Source organism: Bacillus sp. F9_6S_D1_P_5 (assembly GCF_054823925.1).
In genome coordinates, this window is sequence record NZ_JBTREW010000003.1 from 205982 (window position 1) to 223406 (window position 17425).

Below are 17425 nucleotides of genomic sequence, written 5' to 3' on the forward strand. Positions count from 1 at the left end.
TTCTTTTAGCCAACGATACTTTTAGGTAACATTTTATACACCAATCCTATAGTTTATTTCTCTTATCTTTTATGATATTAAAAAATATGCCGTTCGCCAACCTTAATACAAAAAGAAATGATCCTGACAAATAGGATCATTCCATTTTATCATATGCCTCAATAATACGTTGCACCAGTGGATGCCTTACAACGTCCGTTTGTTCTAATGTAATGAATGAAAGACCAGATACACCAGATAAAATGTTAGAAGCTAGCGTAAGCCCTGACTTTACCCCTTTTGGTAAATCTACTTGCGAAGGGTCTCCCGTAATAACCATTTTAGAACTAAAACCTAATCTAGTTAAAAACATTTTTATTTGTGCACCCGTTGTATTTTGCGCTTCATCTAAAATAACAAATGAATCATCGAGCGTACGTCCTCTCATATAAGCAAGAGGCGCGATTTCAATTACACCTCGTTCCATCATACGCTGCGTATATTCTTGTCCAAGAATATCGTGCAAGGCATCATACAATGGACGTAAGTACGGATCTACCTTCTCTTTCAAATCACCCGGTAAAAACCCTAAACTTTCTCCAGCTTCTACAGCTGGTCTCGTTAAAATGATTTTCTTTACATACCCTTGCTTTAAAGCTCTTACAGCCATTACTACAGCTAAATATGTTTTCCCAGTTCCGGCAGGCCCTATTCCAAATACAACATCATTTTTCTTCATTGCATGAATATATCTTCTTTGCCCCATTGTTTTTACACGAATGGATTTACCTTTTGCCGTTTTAAAGATTTCTTCTTCATATAACTCTTCAAATTGAGCAATTTTCCCTTGTTGTGCGAGCTGAATTGCATACGCAACATCTCTTTCTGTAATTGATACACCTTTTCGAATAACAACAAGTAATTGCTGTAAGATTTTTTCTACGAGTGTCACAGTTTCAACTGCTCCAGATGCATGAACAATTTCACCTCTAGTTACAATCGATACATTCAGTTCCCGTTCAATTACTTTCAAATGAGCATCATTGACTCCAAAAAGAGCGATTGCTTCGTTAGTATTTTCCAATTGTTGGTTCATTTCTACTAATTGTTCTGCCATTACTCAGTCTCCTTGAATATCGGATTCGGATATTGGTTGTGACTCTGCAATATTTTCAATCACAGTATAATGCAATGTGACTTTTAGTTGATCCGCCTCAACCTCTTTACTCAAAATCTTATCACTTACAATCATAGCATGTTCATCCAATTTTTTCTTTAGTTCTTTTTCAGCCATCTCTTTCGCTACTTTCATTGCTTGTTTTTCTGTATATTCTCGATTTGCTTCTTCCTCTTCCCGTACTATATCTTTTTCATATGCAATCGGTAATGTAAAACCAAATAATTTCACATCATGCTTTACACTTTCAGAACGAGAGCGTTTATACTTATCATGTTGAAATCCCCATATTTTTATTTTCGTATTCCCAAATGTAAGGTAATGCTCATTATATGCATCGCCCGTATATACTTGAAATTGCGTCTTTAGCGGCACATTCACATTAGATGTATACCACGTTTCTCCATATACAATACCTTTCGCCGAAACAATCGTTGGACTCTCCTCATTACCGTATATCCCTGATACGAGAAGCTGTCCTTTTTCTACATGATCATTTTTTAAAACAACTGGTTTTCCTACTTCAACAAATGTTTTTGTAACAATCGCTTCTTTTTTTGCCACTAAATTTTGCGGCCTTTGTTCCTTTTCTTTTTTCGGCTCGTTTTTTTCAACTATTTTAAAATGGTACGTCGTTCCTCTTATTTCGAGTCCCGCCCAAGTAATCGCATTAATATTATCAGTCAAATGACGCTGTACATCTTCTACATTAGGCATTTGGAATTGTAATTTCCCTCTTTTAATACCCATTTTGTCCAATTCTTTCATCAATATATATTCTGTTTCAGGTTTCGCTCCTGTAATTTCAATTTTCCAAACCATATTCGATAATGCAATCATACCAAAAAAGAAAATTAGAAAACCAATTAAGAATCCACTATTTTTAATTAAACGCTTATTCCAAAAAGGAAAGCCATAGCGCCCAATAAAATATAATTTACATTCATTTTTTCTATAAATCGGCTTTATTTTTTTCACATCTCGTAATAGCATACAAAATACTAACGTTTCATCAGCGATTTTCTTAACGTCCCAAACTAATAAATTCCTACGCACACATTCGTTAACGAACCGTTCCGCTCCTCTACCTTCAATTCGTACCTTTACATATCCAAGCCACTTTATAAACCATTTATTTTTCATCTACCACCTTCACTACCTTTCCAAAAGTAGACACACTACTTTTCACTTTAATTAGCAAAATAGCTCGTACAAAAATGAAATAAAGAGTTTTATCTTCCATAAATAGCGGGACAAACTAAATAGTAGGTTCATATCATTAGAATAAAGAAGAAAACTTCACATACGGAAGTTTCCCTTACTTCTCTTTCTGTTCGTCTTCTAAAAACGTCACTTGCTCAATGATCCCTTCAAGCAAAAGTTCTTCCGGAAGGATTGTTTTAATAACAAAGGACTGCCCCTTAATTAATAACTGACCATGCTTTAACAACAATCTTACTTCGTTATCTGAAAACACTAATAAACCTCGATGATTTTCTATATAGATATGCACTTGCCCAACAAGCGTGATCCGAGGTAGATCCATTAGCACATCCACTGGTAGGTCTATTTGCTTCGTTAACCAATTCTTCATTTGTTCTAATTTTTTCATCCCAAAAGACCCCCTCTCATCCCATATGTATGAAAAAAGAGCTTGTAATATCACGTCCAAACTGAAAAAAGCATAAAAAAACGTCTCATACGAAATGAGACGTTTTTTTATGCTAATAGCTGGACAACCAGCTTATTCACAAGTGATCCATCTGTTTTACCTTTTACTTTCGGCATAACAGCAGTCATCACCTTACCCATATCTGCTTTCGAAGTTGCACCAACTTCAGAAATAACTTGCTTGATTATATCAGCTAGTTGTTCTTCCGTTAATTGCTCAGGCAAATATGCACTTAAAATCTGAATTTCACTTTGCAGTTTATTAACAAGGTCTTCACGACCAGCTTTTTTAAATTCAAGGAGGGAGTCCTTATGCTGTTTTACTTCACGAGCTAAAACTGTTAGTTCCTCTTCTTCAGTAAGAGTATGCTGTAGTTTAATACCTTCATTTTGTAAAGCAGCCTTAACCATACGAATGACGGTTAATTTTTCTTTTTGTTTATTCTTCATCGCTTGTTTCATATCATCGTTTAAACGACCGAGAAGACTCATAACTTACACCCTCTCTTAGAATTTACGCTTTCTTGCCGCTTCAGATTTCTTCTTACGTTTTACACTTGGTTTTTCATAAAACTCGCGCTTTCTTGCTTCAGCAAGTGTACCAGTTTTAGAAACCGATCTTTTAAAACGGCGAAGTGCATCCTCCAAAGACTCGTTTTTACGAACGACTGTTTTTGACATTCTCTTTCCCTCCCTCCGAAACATCACACTTACATACTAACTTCAGCATGCAAAAAGAAACACTTCTTCAGCATGTCTTTTACGATTATAATACATTTTATCACTTCAGGTCAACTATTTGGCAGAATAAAAGAAGAATAGATGCTCTTCCTTTTTCAAAAACTATGTAGATAGCTGTTATCCTTCCCCTGAAGCCAACTATATTTTTATCATTACACCCTTTTTCATGCAGGAATGTACGAAAAAAACTTCTCATTTCTCACATTTTCAGTACTTAACTTATCCACTAAAAAAGAAAACATGCAAATCATTTCCATTTGCATGCTTTTTTATCCCGCTATTTGCCCTGCCACCCGATTGGTGAAGGCTAATAATCAGCGGGGATGAATCCCACGCTGATTAAAGTTTCACTTTATGCGCTTGCTGATTCCTTTTTCACATCATCTTCAAGAACACGAACAAATTGCGCTTCATTATATGGATAACCAGCTTTCGTAATTTTCACTTTCACTAGTTTACCAATTAATTCTTCTGATCCTTCAAATACAATTTTCAAGTAGTTATCTGTATAACCTACATATAACCCTTCGCGGTCGCCCTCTTTAAATTGCTCTTCTGGAATGATTTCAAGTACTTCGCCTTCAAACTGTGACGCATACTCTTTCGCTAATTGATTAGATAGTTCAATTAAACGGTGAACACGATCATTCTTCACATCTTCAGGAACTTGATCTTCCATACGTGCTGCAGGTGTTCCTGTACGTTTTGAGTACGGGAATACGTGTAATTCAGAGAAGCGATTCTCTTTAATGAAATTGTATGTTTCCATGAATTCTTCTTCTGTTTCACCTGGGAAACCAACGATTACGTCCGATGTAATCGCAAGACCTGGTAACGCTTCTTTCAAACGATCTAAGCGCTCTTGGAAAAATTCCATCGTATACTTACGACGCATACGCTTTAATACAGTATTAGATCCAGATTGCAACGGAATGTGTAAGTGACGTACAACTACTTCAGACTTATCTAACACTTCAATTACTTCATCTGAAATCTGACTCGCTTCAATAGAAGAAATACGAAGACGTTTTAATCCGCCTACTTCCGCTTCCATATCACGAAGTAATCCAGCTAAGTTATAATCTTTAATATCTTCACCGTATCCACCTGTATGAATACCTGTTAATACGATTTCTTTATAACCTGCATCGACTAATTGCTGCGCTTGTTTAATAACTTCTTTCCCCTCACGAGAACGCATTAAGCCACGCGCCCAAGGAATAATACAGAATGTACAGAAATTATTACAACCTTCTTGGATTTTTAAAGATGCACGTGTACGATCCGTGAAGTAAGGTACATCCAGTTCTTCGTATACACGTGTTTTCATAATATTGCGGACAGCATTAATTGGCTGGCGCTCTTTACGGAATTCTTCGATGTATCCTAACATCTTTTCACGATCTTGTGTACCAACTACAATATCTACACCTGGAATCGCCATAATTTCCGCTGGAGATGTTTGTGCATAACATCCTGTTACACAAATAACCGCATCCGGGTTTTGACGAACAGCACGTCTAATAACTTGACGACTTTTCTTATCTCCCGTATTCGTTACTGTACACGTATTAATTACATATACATCAGCTTTCTTTTCATATTCAGTTCTTTCATATCCACCTTGTTTAAACAATTGCCAAATGGCTTCTGTTTCATAGTGGTTTACTTTACAACCTAACGTATGGAACGCAACAGTTGACATTGATCATCACCCCATCAATTCAAAATGATACGAAGCAGCACTTAACGCATATAACGGCGCCGTTTCTGTTCTTAAAATTCTTGGTCCTAAACTACATGGTACAAATTTATGTTCACGAAGCGCTGTAATCTCTTCCTCAGCTAAACCGCCTTCTGGGCCAAATACAATCAATAGCTTTTGACCTGGTTTCATCGTCGTTAAAGCTTTCGCAAAATTAGATTTCTCACCTTGTTTTGCTTCCTCTTCGTAAGCAACAAGGCAAACATCATACTCACCGCTCATTGAAAGTAATTGTTTAAACGATGCTGGAGCATGTACTTCTGGAATTTCACTTCTATGTGATTGTTCCGCAGCTTCTTTCACAATTTTTCTTAAACGCTCAACTTTTTTATCAGCTTTTTTCGCATCCCACTTTACGATAGAGCGAGATGCTTGAAATGGTAAGAATGCAGCTGCCCCAAGCTCAGTTCCTTTTTGGAAAATTAACTCTAGCTTGTCTCCTTTCGGCAGTCCACTTGCGATCGTCACGAAAACAGGAAGTTCACTTGACGCCTCTACCCATTCTACAATAGCCGTATTAATAAATTCACTGGTAATTTCATCAATTGAACATACGGCTGTTTTTCCGTTTACACAGCAATAAATGTGATCACCAGCTGACATACGCATCACTCTTGCGATATGATGTACGTCATCACCTACAATGCGAATACTTGTCTCATTTACATATTTCTCTTCTACAAAATAACGTTGCATATAATCACCTTAGTAGAGTTTCGTTCCTTTCGTAAGTCAACACTTACGAAAAGAACGAAACGTTATCATTTTTTCATATAACAAACGGCAAGTCCCTCACCTTATAGTGAGAGACTCCCCTTTTCATTATAGACTAAAATCTATATTACGCATTTCGTGCAATAATTGCTACCCAATCTTCCATTCGTAACACTTCTTCAATTGTAAATCCAGCTTTTTCTAGCGCCTCAGAAATTACTTTTTCCTTCGCAGCGATAATGCCCGATGTAATAAATAATCCACCTGATTTCACAACTCTTGCTGCATCTTCAGGGAATAATAAAATAATTTCTGCTAATAAGTTCGCTACGATTAAATCAACAGGACCTTCAATACCTTCTAAAAGACTATTTTGTCCAACAGACACGATATCATCTGTTTTATTTAAACGTACATTCATTTCTGCACTTTCAACTGCAACAGGATCTAAATCATATGCTTGAACAGAAGACGCACCTAATTTTGCTGCTGCAATACTAAGTACACCAGAACCTGTTCCTACATCAATGATAGTGTCACCTGGCTGAACAGTTTTCTCTAAAGCACGAATACACATCGTTGTTGTTGGATGGGTTCCTGTTCCAAACGCCATACCTGGATCTAATTCAATAATTTTTTCTTCCGGAGAAGATGGTGTATATTCTTCCCACGTCGGCACAATTGTGAATATATCAGAAATTTGTACTGGATGGTAATATTTTTTCCAAGCAGTAGCCCAATCTTCTTCATTGACTTCGTTAACGGTAATATTTCCAGTACCAATTTCGATGTCGTAAGATGGAAGCACATCAATAGATGATTTTACACCTGCAATCGTTTCATGTAAAGAATCCGTTTGCGGGAAATATGCTTTTATTAATACGCCTTCCTCCGGATATTCATCTGGGTTCAATGCATAAATTTCACCGTATTGTTGCTCGCGCTCTTTCGTCAACTCCGCTGGATCCTCAATCGCAACTCCACTAGCACCAGCTTCATGTAAAATATGAGAGACAGCTTCTACTGCTTCTTCTGTTGTATGAATACTAATTTCTGACCATTTCACAATTTACCAACTCCATTTTTTATTTCCATTATTCCCCTTTGAAAGCACGTTTAAGCTTTCCAAATAAACTATCATCCTGCTCTTCTTGTCCCGCAAATTCACGTAATAAATCTTTTTGATGTGAAGTTAATTTCGTCGGTACAACAACACGAACGACTACATATTGATCTCCTTGACCGTATCCACGTACGTTCGGAGCACCTTTTCCTTTTAAGCGGAATTCTGTTCCTGTTTGTGTTCCTGCTGGAATTTTCAACTTCACTTTCCCATGAACTGTAGGAACTTCTACTTCAGCACCAAGTGCCATTTGCGCAAATGTTAATGGCATTTCGCAAATAATGTGATCTCCTTCACGCTCAAAGAATTCATGATTTCTTACATGAACAACAACATATAAATCTCCTGCCGGTCCGCCATTTACGCCCGCTTCACCTTTTCCAGATACACGGATTTGTTGACCATTATCGATACCTGCCGGAATTTTAACGTTGATTTTTTTACGTTTACGTACTTTACCAGAACCTTGACATGTCGTACATTTTTCTTTAATCATTTGACCAGTTCCTGAGCAATGACCACAAGCTTGACGGTTTACGATACGACCAAATGGTGTATTTTGTTCTACACTTACTTGCCCAGATCCTGAACAATGTTTACACGTTTCTTTTGAAGTTCCTGGTTTCGCTCCACTACCTTTACAAGTATCACATGGATCTTCTACTGGAATCTCGACATTTAATTCTTTACCAAAAATAGCTTCTTCAAACTCTAAAGTAACTTGATATTGTAAGTCAGCACCTTGACGCGGAGCATTTGGATCACGACGTCTGCCGCCACCCCCACCAAAGAACGAACTAAAGATATCTTCAAAACCGAAGCCACCGCCGAAGTCTCCTCCGCCACCAAAGCCACCGAAACCTTGATTTGCACCAGCATGACCAAATTGATCATATTGCGCACGCTTTTGATCGTCGCTTAATACTTCGTATGCTTCTTGTACTTCTTTAAACTTTTCAATTGCATTCTCTTCTTTACTTACGTCTGGATGGTATTTTTTAGCCAAACGACGATACGCTTTTTTTATTTCATCTTTTGAAGCACCCTTGCTAAGTCCAAGGACCTCGTAATAATCTCGTTTACTCATAAATTTACAACCCCCGAATCTTTCACATAAACGTAATTTTAACACCGAAAGAAAGTGCTTTGCAACAAAGTTTCCTCACTTACAGTATGCAAAGTTAAAAACTTAAGAACCTCACACTTTTCTTCTCATTCGTGAAAAAAGTCAAAGCCAAGGCACGCTTGACTTTGACTTTTTGTCATCTTACTTATTTATATTACTTATCTTCTTTTACTTCTTCAAACTCAGCGTCTACTACATTGTCTTTCTTCGCGCCAGCATCTTGTGCTCCTTGTGCACCTTCTGCTTGCCCTGCAGCTGCTTGAGCTTGCTCGTATAATTTAACACTTAATTGTTGTACAATTTCTTGTAAAGCGTCTTTTTTCGCACGGATGTCTTCAAGCTCGTTCTTCTCGATCGCAGCTTGTAGTGCTTCTTTCGCTTCTGTTGCTTTTGCAACTTCAGCTGCATCCACTTTACCTTCTAAATCTTTTACAACTTTATCCGTTTGGAATACAAGTTGGTCAGCTTCGTTACGAAGTTCAACCTCTTCCTTACGTTTTTGGTCAGCATCAGCATTTGCTTCTGCTTCTTGTACCATACGATCTACTTCTTCATCAGAAAGACCTGAAGAAGATTGGATTGTAATAGCTTGCTCTTTGCTTGTTCCTAAGTCTTTTGCACGTACGTTAACGATACCGTTCGCATCAATATCGAATGTTACTTCGATTTGTGGAATACCACGTGGTGCTGGTGGAAGGTCTGTTAATTGGAAACGACCTAATGTTTTGTTGTCAGCTGACATTGGACGCTCACCTTGTAATACGTGAATATCTACTGCTGGTTGGTTATCAGCAGCTGTCGAGAATACTTGTGACTTACTTGTTGGAATTGTAGTGTTACGCTCGATTAATTTCGTGAACACGCCACCCATAGTTTCAATACCTAAAGAAAGTGGAGTTACGTCTAATAATAGTACGCCTTCTACATCACCAGTAAGTACGCCACCTTGAACTGCAGCACCTAATGCTACAACTTCATCAGGGTTTACACCTTTATATGGTTCTTTACCAGTTTCACGTTTAATAGCTTCTTGTACAGCTGGGATACGAGTAGATCCACCAACAAGGATAACTTTATCTAATTCGCTTGGAGCAAAACCAGCGTCTTTTAATGCACGGCGAGTTGGCTCTAATGTTCTTTCAACAAGACCTGCTGAAAGCTCTTCGAATTTCGCTCTTGTTAATGTTAATTCTAAGTGTAATGGACCAGCAGCTCCAGCACTAATGAATGGTAATGAAATTTGTGTTTGTGTTACGCCAGAAAGATCTTTTTTCGCTTTTTCAGCTGCATCTTTCAAACGTTGAAGTGCCATTTTATCTTGGCTTAAATCAATGTTATTTTCTTTTTTGAACTCAGCTACTAAGTGGTCAATAATAACTTGGTCAAAGTCATCTCCACCAAGACGGTTGTCACCAGCAGTTGAAATAACTTCGAATGTTCCGTCTGCTAACTCAAGGATAGATACGTCAAATGTACCGCCACCTAAGTCATATACTAAGATTTTTTGCTCTTCATCTTGTTTTTCTAAACCGTAAGCAAGCGCTGCTGCTGTTGGTTCGTTAATGATACGCTCAACTTCTAAACCAGCGATACGACCAGCATCTTTTGTTGCTTGACGCTCTGCATCGTTGAAGTATGCAGGTACTGTAATAACAGCTTTCGTTACTGTTTCACCTAAGTATGCTTCAGCAGAAGCTTTTAAGTTTTGTAAAATGATTGCAGAAATTTCTTGAGGTGTATAATCTTTACCTTCAACTTCTACTTTATAGTCTGTACCCATATGACGTTTAACAGACATGATTGTATTTGGGTTTGTAATTGCTTGACGCTTTGCAACTTCCCCAACTTGACGCTCTTCATTTTTGAAAGCTACAACAGAAGGTGTTGTACGGTTTCCTTCTGGATTTGGGATAACCTTTGGTTCTCCACCTTCCATAACAGCTACACAAGAGTTTGTTGTACCTAAGTCAATACCGATAATTTTACTCATGGCGAATCCTCCTACTTTTATGTAAATTATTGATTTACTTTTACCATTGATGGGCGAATCACACGGTCTTTTAGTTTATAACCTTTTTGGAATTCTTCAACTACCGCGTTTGATTCAAATTCACTGTCTTCTACTTGCATAATAGCCTGGTGTTCATTAGGATCAAACTGTTTACCAACAGCTTCAATCGCCTCAACACCTTCTTTAGACAACGCTTCTAGCAATTGACGATGCACCATTTCCATACCTTGTAACAAGGATTTCGTTTGCTCATCAGTTGCTTCCACTTGCATCGCTCTTTCAAAATTATCAAGAGCTGGCAAAATATCTGAAACTAGGCTTTGTGCTCTATATTTTTCAGCAGCCTGTTTATCCATTTGGACACGGCGCTTATAATTTTCAAAATCAGCTTGTAGACGTAATGTGCGACCTTCCGTTTCCGTTAGTTTCGCTTGTAACTCATCTACTTTTTCTTGTAAAAGAGCAGCCTCACTTTTTTCTTCTACAGTTTTTTCACTGTTTTCTGTCGTGACAGCTTCTTCAACTTGCGCTTCTTTTACTTCTTCTACCACTTGTTCGTTACGCTCTTCCACAATATTCACCTCCTTAAAAGGTATTAGGTATCATGCATAGCATGATTACCTAAGCATAGTTATATATTACACACAGCGATGTATTGTTCATCACTTGAGCGCATGTATTCTTCTTTATTTTTTTAGTCCATCTGTAATTTGCCTTGTAAATAACTGCAACAAACTAATTACACGAGAGTATTGCATTCTCGTTGGACCTAAAATTGCAATTGTTCCAAGCTGTTCTTCTCCAATCGAATATGTTGCAGAAATTAAACTACAATCTTCCATGGCTGTCGCAGAGTTTTCCCTACCAATTTTCACTTGAATACCTACTTGTTTATGACGCAAAATGTCATAGAACTCAGCTTCATTATCAATCATCGTCAGCAAGGATCTTACTTTGTGAATGTCATGGAACTCTGGTTGCGAAAGCATATTTGCTTTTCCTCCAAAGTATATCTTTTCCGATAAAGGAACTTGAAATGTACCATCTAACATTTTTATTGCACTATCGTAATTATGAACATAGCCACGTAAAACTGTAACAATCTCTTTAAAGATTTTGTTATGGAGTTCCGACATCGGTACGCCTGATAGCTTTTCATTTAAAATATTAACCATTTTTTCTAAATCTGATAAATCAACAGATTCCGGAACGGTAATCGTTTTGCTTTGTACATGCCCTGTATCCGTTACAATAATAGCGACTGCAGTTTGACGATCAAGCGGCACAATTTGTACGTTTTTCAGTTTATTTGTGCTTAACTTCGGTCCAAGAACAATGGCCGTATAATTCGTAAGCTCTGATAAAATTTGAGCCGATTGCTGTGCAATCTTTTCCGCTTCAAAAATTCTTTCAGCAAATAAATCTTTAATTTGTACAATTTCATCTTTCGGTAAGTTTTGCGGCGCTAAAAGATGGTCTACATAAAATCGGTATCCTTTCTCAGAAGGAACACGTCCAGAAGAACTATGCGTTTTCTCAATAAATCCTAGCTCCTCTAAATCAGCCATTTCATTTCGAATAGTAGCTGAACTAAATGTAATTTCATCTTTCTTAGCCAACGTCCTCGACCCAACAGGTTGCGCTGATCCAATAAAGTCATCAATAATTGTTTGTAAAATTAAGAGCTGACGTTCCGTAAGCATCTCATCATCACCTCTGTTAGCACTCTTTGTCTTCGAGTGCTAAATCTATTAATAACTTACCAAAATTGACATTCAATTGTCAACGGAAACGTCACGAAATAATGAAACTTTTTCACGTTAATGGAACATTTAATTAGTCAATCAAAAATGATTGGAATACTTCATTCCCTAATAACTTTCCTTTTCGCGTTAAACGAACATACCCATCGCTCTCTTCAAGCAATCCTTGTTCTTGGTTGTTTTGTAACTGCTTCGCGAAAACTTGATCCATCTCCATATTAAATTTCTTTTGAAACGCTATTTTAGATACACCTTTTGTTTTTCGAAGCCCTAAGAACAACTCTTCTTCCATTTTTTCTTTCTCCGTCACCACGTGAACATCTAAATACGGAAATCCAGTTTCATCGATTTTATTGAAATATTGCTTGAGTGGCCCTACATTTTGGATACGTTCCCCATTTACATAACTATGCGCTCCAGCTCCAAATCCATAATACTCTTCATTATTCCAGTATGTGAGATTATGTCTACTTTCATTATCACCTTTTGAGAAATTACTAATTTCATACTGGCTATATCCATGTTTTTCCATTTCATCCATTACCATTTCGTACATTTTCGCTTCATGGTCTTCACCTGGAAGTCTTAATTTCCCTTTATTCATTAAGTTATAAAACACCGTTTTCGGTTCCACAATTAATGAATAGGCCGAGAAATGTTGTACACCAAGCGTAAAAGCAATATCTAACGTTTCTTTCACATCTTCTATCGTCTGCCCTGGCAGTGCATAAATAATATCTACATTTATATTTTTAAAGCCCACTTCCTGCGCTTCTCTAATTGCTACAAACGCATCTTCCCTCGTATGCTTACGTCCAATTTTCTCAAGCAATTCATCTCGAAATGTTTGCACACCAAAACTAATTCGGTTTACTCCACCTTCTAGCAACACATTTAACTTCTCTTTTGGCAAATCACCCGGATTCGCTTCAAATGTTAATTCACAATTCGGGGCAAACGGGCGTAAACGACGATTTATAATATCTAATAATTTCTTTGTCTGCTCCATGTTTAATGCTGTCGGAGTTCCTCCACCAACAAAAATCGTTTTCATACTATCAAACGGTACCTTTTGAACTGTATTTATTATTTCTTTCTCTAAATACTCTAAATATTGATCGACCGGTTGGCGTTCAATAAACACTTTATTAAAATCACAATAGTGACAAATATGCTGACAAAACGGAATATGAATATATGCAGCTTGCACCAAAAATAACTCCTACCTTTCTAAAAAGAAAACCTCCGCGCTCGGGAGGCTTCTTTACTTCTCTAACGTATTACGAATTTGCTCCATTCGCATTTTTCCCCAATCATACATCATTTCAACGATTGGTAAAAGCGACATGCCTAATTCCGTCATATAATACTCCACTCGCGGAGGAATTTCTGGGTATACTGTTCGGGCAACAATCCCGTCTTCCATTAACTCTTTTAATTGATTCGACAAAACTTTATGAGAAATGCTTGGGAATAATCGTTGTAATTCACTAAAACGATGAGGCCCTTCCACACCAAGATGCCACAGTATCACAACTTTCCACTTTCCGCTAATAATAGAAAGCGTCAATTCCTTTTCACAATTAAAATTGCCATTTTGTATTTTCTCGTGAATATCTTTTCGAATATTTTCGGACATTAACAAACTCCTAACTCTATATGAACTAAAAAGCTCTCTCACCATTGTAAATGAGAGAAGCTACGTTGTCTAAAAAGTAATGATATAAAAAAGAAGCCGTATAAACGACTTCTTTTTATATCGATTCGCATGAAATAACAATCAATTATTAATTGTCATCCATTTTCAGTACAGCCATGAACGCTTCTTGCGGTACTTCTACAGAACCAACAGACTTCATACGTTTTTTACCTTCTTTTTGCTTATCAAGAAGTTTACGTTTACGAGAAATGTCACCACCGTAACATTTCGCAAGTACGTTTTTACGCATCGCCTTAATTGTAGAACGCGCTACAACTTTGTTTCCGATTGTCGCTTGAATTGGTACTTCGAACTGCTGTCTTGGAATTAAATCTTTTAATTTTTCTACAATCACTTTACCGCGGTCATACGCTGAATCACGGTGTACGATAAATGATAGAGCATCCACTTGTTCATTATTTAAAAGAATATCCATTTTCACAAGTTTAGATGGTTTGTAGCCAATTAACTCGTAATCAAATGATGCATATCCTTTTGTGTTTGATTTCAACTGATCGAAGAAATCATATACGATTTCTGATAACGGGATTTCATATGTTAATGTAACACGTGTTTCATCTAAATATTGCATATCAATAAACGTTCCACGTTTACCTTGGCAAATTTCCATTACAGCTCCAACATAGTCATTTGGAACCATAATTGAAGCCTTCACAAACGGCTCTTCTACACGATCGATAGACTGTGGATCTGGCATATTAGATGGATTATCAACAATAACATCTTCACCGTTTGTTAAATACACTTTATAAATAACGCTTGGCGCTGTTGTAATTAAGTCAATTTTAAATTCACGTTCAATACGTTCTTGAATGATTTCCATGTGAAGAAGTCCTAAGAAACCACAACGGAAACCAAATCCTAGCGCTTGAGATGTTTCTGGTTCAAACTCAAGAGCAGAATCGTTTAACTCTAATTTTTCTAACGCATCACGTAAATCGTTGTAACGTGCAGAATCAATTGGATATAAACCACAGAATACCATAGGGTTTAATTTACGATAACCTGCTAACGGTTCTGCAGCTGGACGTTTCGCATGTGTAATCGTATCACCAACGCGTGTGTCACCAACATTTTTAATCGATGCTGCTAAGAAACCTACATCACCTACTGTTAACTCGTCACGTTGCGTAGTCTTCGGTGTAAATACACCTACTTCTGTTACTTCAAATTCTTTACCAGTTGCCATCATACGTACTTTATCGCCAACTTTTACCGTTCCGTTAACAACACGAATATATGCAATTACACCGCGGTATGGATCATATAAAGAGTCAAAGATCATACATTGTAACGGCTCTTCTGAATCCCCTGTTGGTGCTGGTACTTTTTCAACGATTTGTTCTAAAATTTCTTCAATACCAATCCCAGCTTTTGCAGAAGCAAGTACAGCTTCTGATGCATCTAAACCGATTACATCTTCTACTTCTTGACGTACACGTTCTGGGTCTGCACTTGGTAAGTCGATTTTATTAATAACTGGTAAAATTTCTAAATTGTTATCAAGCGCTAAGTAAACGTTCGCTAACGTTTGCGCTTCAATACCTTGCGCCGCATCCACTACAAGAATTGCACCTTCACAAGCCGCTAAACTACGAGATACTTCGTACGTAAAGTCGACGTGTCCTGGTGTATCAATTAAGTGAAGAATATATTCTTCACCGTCTTTTGCTTTATACGTTAACTGTACTGCGTTTAATTTAATTGTAATACCACGCTCACGCTCTAAATCCATAGAGTCAAGCAACTGCGCTTTCATTTCACGTTGTGTTAACGCGTTTGTTTTCTCTAAAATACGGTCTGCTAACGTTGATTTTCCGTGGTCAATATGAGCAATGATAGAGAAATTACGGATTTTGGACTGTCTTTTTGCTCTTTCTTCTTTGTTCATCTATGTTCTCAACTCCTAATAGTCTCGCCAATATACACTAGCACTGATTATATCAATAGAGCAGCAAAGATTCAATGAAAACTCGTGCTGCTTACAATACAAATCATTCTATCTATATCTTATGCGAACAAACCATAAGAGACAAACCTTTTTCAAATTAAAAAACGGCTGTCTTACAAATCTGTAAAACAGCCGTCCTCCGTTTGACTCTTAACTAAAAATTCCTTTTACTTTCCCGACAACTATATCTGTTCCAAACTTTGTTATTTCATAGGCAACACTTGCTATTACCATACCCATTCCTTCTACAACATTAAAACTTCTTAAGCTTTCTAATTGTTTTTGTTTTTCAGTAGCGGAAAACGAGCCTTCCAAAATTTCTGATTCAGCAGCCTCACCTTTTGTTCCTGTCATATGAGCGATTTGTTCATACGACATTTGCTGATAACCTTTCATACTTTTCAAACCGTGATTAGCAAGTGCCACCCCCGCTATCACCATAAGTAAGCATATAACTGTACTACATATACATAAAAGCGAAAAGCGGCTTAAATAATTATCCTCTCTTCCCATCAATGTGTATATGCTCCTGTATTATCTTGGTCAATTTGATGATGCAGTGCTGCATTTAAACCACTTGCTATTACATTCGCCATATCCTCTATAAAAGCATCCACTTCTTTCGGAGTCACCATTAAATTATGTCCAAGAGGAGATAACACTTCATAAATTAATTTTCTCTTCTCTTCATCTTCCAGTGTACCTACAGCACCTAAAAACATATTTCGGCTCTTTTCATCCGGCATATCTTCTTCTGTTAATTTTTTCTTTTCTCCAAATGTAAAGCCAGCTGGTAACAAAGATCTTGAAGGTTTGTTTCCTTCTTTCATCTCCCGGCCAAAATGTTTCAAAATAAAATCAATTGTATCGCTTGTAATCGAAACGGCATCCACCACAGTCGGAACACCAATCGCGATAACAGGTATACCCAATGTTTCTTTACTGAGTTCCTTACGTTTATTGCCAACACCTGATCCAGGATGAATCCCCGTATCAGAAATTTGTATCGTACTATTTACTCGTTCAATAGAACGGGCAGCTAATGCATCAATTGCTATAACAAAGTCCGGCTTCGTCTTCTCAATAATTCCATAAATGACATCGCTCGTTTCGATTCCTGTAATTCCCATTACTCCTGGCCGAATTGCACTAACAGGCCTAAACCCTTCTTCTACACTTTCAGGCTGCAATTGAAACAAATGTCTCGTTACCAATACATTTTCTACAACTATCGGACCAAGCGCATCTGGCGTTACATTCCAATTCCCAAGACCAACAATTAAACAACTCGCTTCTTTCGTAACGCCAACCTCTTCTAAGAAATAAGAAAATTCTTTTGCAAAAATGCGCTCTACTTTTTGTTGCAGCTCTGTATCTTGTTGGCGTATACCTTGTACTTCAAGCGTTAAATAATTTCCAGGTTTTTTACCCATCGATTCAGAGGCAACTTCATCAATCGTTACTTTCGTAATGGTAATACCTTCTTCTTCCCTCTCTTTTACAATAACTCCTTGTATTCCTTGTTGCTCTTCTTGACGCTCTTGCAACATTTGATGTGCCTCTACAGCAAGGTCCGTTCTAACACTATATTTACTTAAATCTAATGGTTCTTTCATCGTATCTCCTCCGTAATTCATAGTAAATATCGTTAGATTTCCCAAAGTTATATAAGGTCATTCTTTCC

Annotated in this window: 17 protein-coding genes; all 17 read right to left on the bottom strand. The window is 37.3% G+C overall.

The window, feature by feature from the left end:
* Positions 1 to 136 precede the first annotated feature (136 nt).
* A complete protein-coding gene (locus ACUXEY_RS05835) occupies positions 137 to 1096 on the bottom strand; it encodes a PhoH family protein (RefSeq protein WP_461300269.1) in 960 nt (319 codons plus the stop codon).
* A gap of 3 nt (positions 1097 to 1099) precedes the next feature.
* Positions 1100 to 2299 (bottom strand): sporulation protein YqfD, encoded by a 1200-nt coding sequence (gene yqfD / locus ACUXEY_RS05840; RefSeq protein WP_461300270.1) that lies wholly within the window; start codon positions 2297 to 2299, stop codon positions 1100 to 1102.
* A gap of 175 nt (positions 2300 to 2474) precedes the next feature.
* Positions 2475 to 2768, bottom strand: a complete 294-nt coding sequence (gene yqfC / locus ACUXEY_RS05845; RefSeq protein WP_461300271.1) for a sporulation protein YqfC — start codon at positions 2766 to 2768, stop codon at positions 2475 to 2477.
* A gap of 107 nt (positions 2769 to 2875) precedes the next feature.
* The gene (locus ACUXEY_RS05850; RefSeq protein WP_048531234.1) at positions 2876 to 3319 is read right to left on the bottom strand and encodes a GatB/YqeY domain-containing protein; all 444 of its coding nucleotides are present in this window, start codon (positions 3317 to 3319) and stop codon (positions 2876 to 2878) included.
* A gap of 15 nt (positions 3320 to 3334) precedes the next feature.
* The gene (rpsU, locus tag ACUXEY_RS05855; protein ID WP_000048061.1) at positions 3335 to 3508 is read right to left on the bottom strand and encodes a 30S ribosomal protein S21; all 174 of its coding nucleotides are present in this window, start codon (positions 3506 to 3508) and stop codon (positions 3335 to 3337) included.
* A gap of 412 nt (positions 3509 to 3920) precedes the next feature.
* The gene (gene mtaB, locus ACUXEY_RS05860) at positions 3921 to 5273 is read right to left on the bottom strand and encodes a tRNA (N(6)-L-threonylcarbamoyladenosine(37)-C(2))-methylthiotransferase MtaB (RefSeq protein ID WP_461300272.1); all 1353 of its coding nucleotides are present in this window, start codon (positions 5271 to 5273) and stop codon (positions 3921 to 3923) included.
* 6 nt (positions 5274 to 5279) lie between these two features.
* Positions 5280 to 6029 (bottom strand): 16S rRNA (uracil(1498)-N(3))-methyltransferase, encoded by a 750-nt coding sequence (locus ACUXEY_RS05865; RefSeq protein ID WP_001190159.1) that lies wholly within the window; start codon positions 6027 to 6029, stop codon positions 5280 to 5282.
* Positions 6030 to 6174: 145 nt separating this feature from the next.
* Positions 6175 to 7113 carry a 50S ribosomal protein L11 methyltransferase gene (gene prmA / locus ACUXEY_RS05870; RefSeq protein WP_461300273.1) on the bottom strand — a complete coding sequence of 313 codons (939 nt, stop codon included), beginning with the start codon at positions 7111 to 7113 and terminating at the stop codon, positions 6175 to 6177.
* A 28-nt stretch (positions 7114 to 7141) separates the two neighbouring features.
* A complete protein-coding gene (gene dnaJ, locus ACUXEY_RS05875) occupies positions 7142 to 8257 on the bottom strand; it encodes a chaperone protein DnaJ (RefSeq protein ID WP_461300274.1) in 1116 nt (371 codons plus the stop codon).
* A 193-nt stretch (positions 8258 to 8450) separates the two neighbouring features.
* Positions 8451 to 10286, bottom strand: a complete 1836-nt coding sequence (gene dnaK / locus ACUXEY_RS05880) for a chaperone protein DnaK (protein WP_073516545.1) — start codon at positions 10284 to 10286, stop codon at positions 8451 to 8453.
* 26 nt (positions 10287 to 10312) lie between these two features.
* On the bottom strand, positions 10313 to 10879 hold the full coding sequence (grpE, locus tag ACUXEY_RS05885) for a nucleotide exchange factor GrpE (protein ID WP_087956981.1): 567 nt from the start codon (positions 10877 to 10879) through the stop codon (positions 10313 to 10315).
* Between the two features lie 114 nt (positions 10880 to 10993).
* Positions 10994 to 12010 (bottom strand): heat-inducible transcriptional repressor HrcA, encoded by a 1017-nt coding sequence (hrcA, locus tag ACUXEY_RS05890; RefSeq protein ID WP_140970334.1) that lies wholly within the window; start codon positions 12008 to 12010, stop codon positions 10994 to 10996.
* Positions 12011 to 12143: 133 nt separating this feature from the next.
* Entirely contained in the window at positions 12144 to 13283 is a 1140-nt protein-coding gene (hemW, locus tag ACUXEY_RS05895) for a radical SAM family heme chaperone HemW (RefSeq protein ID WP_166701774.1), read from the bottom strand.
* 51 nt (positions 13284 to 13334) lie between these two features.
* Complete coding sequence (locus ACUXEY_RS05900; RefSeq protein ID WP_429600183.1) at positions 13335 to 13709, bottom strand: winged helix-turn-helix transcriptional regulator; 375 nt, start codon at positions 13707 to 13709, stop codon at positions 13335 to 13337.
* Between the two features lie 148 nt (positions 13710 to 13857).
* A complete protein-coding gene (lepA, locus tag ACUXEY_RS05905; protein WP_144612543.1) occupies positions 13858 to 15681 on the bottom strand; it encodes an elongation factor 4 in 1824 nt (607 codons plus the stop codon).
* A 210-nt stretch (positions 15682 to 15891) separates the two neighbouring features.
* Positions 15892 to 16254 carry a YqxA family protein gene (locus ACUXEY_RS05910; RefSeq protein WP_429600653.1) on the bottom strand — a complete coding sequence of 121 codons (363 nt, stop codon included), beginning with the start codon at positions 16252 to 16254 and terminating at the stop codon, positions 15892 to 15894.
* The gene (gene gpr / locus ACUXEY_RS05915; protein ID WP_029439956.1) at positions 16254 to 17357 is read right to left on the bottom strand and encodes a GPR endopeptidase; all 1104 of its coding nucleotides are present in this window, start codon (positions 17355 to 17357) and stop codon (positions 16254 to 16256) included. Before gpr ends, ACUXEY_RS05910 begins: the two co-directional genes overlap by 1 nt.
* Positions 17358 to 17425 lie beyond the last annotated feature (68 nt).

Excerpts from the sequence above, each read along its gene's own strand:
- yqfC (WP_461300271.1), bottom strand. The coding sequence starts at position 2,768 with ATGAAAAAATTAGAACAAATGAAGAATTGGTTAACGAAGCAAATAGAC.
- rpsU (WP_000048061.1), bottom strand. The coding sequence starts at position 3,508 with ATGTCAAAAACAGTCGTTCGTAAAAACGAGTCTTTGGAGGATGCACTT.
- dnaK (WP_073516545.1), bottom strand. The coding sequence starts at position 10,286 with ATGAGTAAAATTATCGGTATTGACTTAGGTACAACAAACTCTTGTGTA.
- mtaB (WP_461300272.1), bottom strand. The coding sequence starts at position 5,273 with ATGTCAACTGTTGCGTTCCATACGTTAGGTTGTAAAGTAAACCACTAT.
- ACUXEY_RS05835 (WP_461300269.1), bottom strand. The coding sequence starts at position 1,096 with ATGGCAGAACAATTAGTAGAAATGAACCAACAATTGGAAAATACTAAC.
- ACUXEY_RS05865 (WP_001190159.1), bottom strand. The coding sequence starts at position 6,029 with ATGCAACGTTATTTTGTAGAAGAGAAATATGTAAATGAGACAAGTATT.
- dnaJ (WP_461300274.1), bottom strand. The coding sequence starts at position 8,257 with ATGAGTAAACGAGATTATTACGAGGTCCTTGGACTTAGCAAGGGTGCT.
- ACUXEY_RS05900 (WP_429600183.1), bottom strand. The coding sequence starts at position 13,709 with ATGTCCGAAAATATTCGAAAAGATATTCACGAGAAAATACAAAATGGC.
- ACUXEY_RS05850 (WP_048531234.1), bottom strand. The coding sequence starts at position 3,319 with ATGAGTCTTCTCGGTCGTTTAAACGATGATATGAAACAAGCGATGAAG.
- yqfD (WP_461300270.1), bottom strand. The coding sequence starts at position 2,299 with ATGAAAAATAAATGGTTTATAAAGTGGCTTGGATATGTAAAGGTACGA.
- hrcA (WP_140970334.1), bottom strand. The coding sequence starts at position 12,010 with ATGCTTACGGAACGTCAGCTCTTAATTTTACAAACAATTATTGATGAC.
- lepA (WP_144612543.1), bottom strand. The coding sequence starts at position 15,681 with ATGAACAAAGAAGAAAGAGCAAAAAGACAGTCCAAAATCCGTAATTTC.
- ACUXEY_RS05910 (WP_429600653.1), bottom strand. The coding sequence starts at position 16,254 with ATGGGAAGAGAGGATAATTATTTAAGCCGCTTTTCGCTTTTATGTATA.
- gpr (WP_029439956.1), bottom strand. The coding sequence starts at position 17,357 with ATGAAAGAACCATTAGATTTAAGTAAATATAGTGTTAGAACGGACCTT.